Here is a 2617-nt window from a genome sequence, read left to right on the forward strand (position 1 = left end):
TGGAACGCCGATGGTCAGTTGGTGTATGTGGGCCGGGTCGATGACCAGGTCAAGGTGCGGGGCTTCCGTATTGAGCTGGGCGAGATCCAGGCTGTGCTGCGTGGTCATCCCGAGGTGGCCCAGGCCGCGGTGGTCGTGCGGGAGGACCGGGCCGGGGACCAGCGGCTGGTCGCCTATGTGGTGGCGGATTCCCACGTTTCCGATGCGGCCCTTCGGGACCACGCTGTCGGGTTGCTGCCGGACTACATGGTGCCGTCGGCCTTCGTCACCCTGGACGCGCTGCCGCTGACGCCGAACGGCAAGTTGGACCGGCGTGCGCTGCCCGCGCCCGACTACGGCCCCGACACCGCCACCGGCCGGGCGCCGCGTTCGCCGCGCGAGGAGATCCTGTGCGGCCTGTTCGCCGAGGTGCTGGGCGTGGACTCGGTCACCATCGACGACGACTTCTTCCGCCTCGGCGGCCACTCCCTGCTGGCGACGAAGCTGGTCAGCCGGATCCGTAGCGTCATGGACGCGGAACTGCCCATCCGGCAGCTCTTCGAGACCCCCACCGTCGCGGGCATCTCCACCGCTCTCGCGACGGATGGTGTCCGCCGGGGTGTGACCGTGGCCGATCCGCGGCCGGAGCGGATCCCGCTGTCGTATGCCCAGCAGCGGCTGTGGTTCCTGAATCAGTTCGAGGGCCCCAGCGCCACCTACAACTCTCCGGTCGCGCTGCGGCTGACCGGTCACCTGGACCGGGAGGCGCTGCGGCTGGCCCTGGGCGATGTGGTGGCCCGCCATGAGAGCCTGCGCACCGTCTTCACCGAGGACGCCGACGGCTCCCGGCAGATCGTGCTGCCCGCCGACGAGGTGCGTACGGAGCTTCCGGTGGTGGAGACCGACGAGCGGCGGCTGGACGAGGACCTGGCTCTCGCGGCGGCTCGTCCCTTCGACCTCGCGGCCGAAACTCCCTTCCGCGCCGTTCTGTTCGCGGTCGCGGAGGACGAGCATGTGCTGCTCGCCCTGACCCACCACATTGTGAGCGACGCGTGGTCGCGCGCCCCGCTGGCGCGTGACGTGGCGGCGGCGTACGCGGCCCGTGTCACCACCGGTGAGGCTCCCGTGCGTGAGCCGTTGCCGGTCCAGTACGCGGACTACAGCCTCTGGCAGCGCGATGTCCTGGGAGACGAGACCGACCCCGACAGCGAGATCTCGCGCCAGCTCGGCTATTGGACTGCCGCGCTGGCGGGCCTCCCGGACCAGTTGGAGCTGCCGTACGACCGGCCGCGGCCGTCCGTCGCCTCCTACCGTGGAGACCGCGTCCCCTTCCAGGTGTCCCCGGAGCTGTACGCGCGGATCAGCGAGGTGGCCGGACAGGCGCAGGCCAGCCCCTTCATGGTGCTTCAGGCAGCCCTCGCCGCCCTCCTCACGCGGCTGGGCGCGGGCACGGACATCGCCATCGGCACGCCGATCGCCGGCCGCACCGACACCTCGCTCGACGACCTCGTCGGCGTCTTCCTGAACACACTGGTGCTGCGCACGGACACCTCGGGGAACCCGGACTTCACCGCACTCCTCCACCGCGTCCGTGAGACGAACCTCAGCGCCTACGCCCATCAGGACCTGCCCTTCGAGCGGCTGGTCGAGGTGCTCAACCCGGAGCGTTCGCTCGCCCGCCACCCGCTCTTCCAGGTGCTGCTCACCCTCAACAACACCGACTACCAGGGGGCATTGGACTCGCTGGACGGCCTTCCGGGGCTCACCGCCGACCGACAACAGGTCGAGACGTCAGTGGCCAAGTTCGACCTCGCCTTCGGCTTCACCGAGAGCCATGACGAGCGCGGGCAGGTGCGTGCGCTGAACGGTGTCCTGGAGTTCAGCACCGACCTGTTCGACCGCGCGACGGCCCAGACGTTCACCGAGCGACTCCTCCGGCTCCTGACCGAGGCCGTGGCCGAGCCGACCGCCCCTGTGTCCCGCATCGATGTGCTGGATGAGGCCGAGGCGCGGTCGGTGCTGTGGGAGTGGAATGACACGGCGGGTGAGGTGCCGGGTCGTTCGGTGGTGGAGGTGTTCGAGGAGCGGGTGGCGCGGACGCCGGATGCGGTGGCGGTGGTGGCGGGTGGTGTGTCGCTGTCGTATGGGGAGTTGGATGTCCGTGCTGGGCGTTTGGCGCGGTTGCTGGTCGGTCGTGGGGTGGGGCCTGAGTGTTTTGTGGCGGTGGCGTTGCCGAGGTCGGTGGATCTGGTGGTGGCGTTGGTTGCGGTGTGGAAGGCGGGTGCGGCGTATCTTCCGCTGGACACGGAGTATCCGGCCGACCGGTTGGCGTACATGCTCCAGGACGCGGCACCGGCCCTTGTCCTGACCACGGGTGAGCTGGCGGGCGTACTGCCGGATGTGGATGTACCGCGGGTACTGTTGGACGCGCCTCAGGTCGTGGCAGAGCTTGCCAGGGTAGGGGTGGCGGAGCGGGCGGCCACGGCCCCCGACACCTCCGCGTATGTGATCTACACGTCGGGTTCGACGGGGCGGCCCAAGGGTGTGGTGGTGCCGCAGGGGTCGCTGGTGAACTTCGCGGTGGCGATGGCCGGGCGGTTCCAGCTCACGGGCGAGGACCGTCTGCTGGCGGTGACCA

At 69.9% G+C, this 2617-nt stretch carries 1 protein-coding gene; it reads left to right on the forward strand.

Annotated features, from left to right (window positions below; all coding sequences use genetic code 11):
* Positions 1-2617: condensation domain-containing protein (locus tag KN815_RS47720; protein ID WP_216348012.1), on the forward strand; the 2617-nt coding region annotated here is incomplete at both ends.

It is taken from the genome of Streptomyces niphimycinicus, assembly GCF_018883605.1.
Taxonomy (GTDB): Bacteria; Actinomycetota; Actinomycetes; order Streptomycetales; family Streptomycetaceae; genus Streptomyces; species Streptomyces niphimycinicus.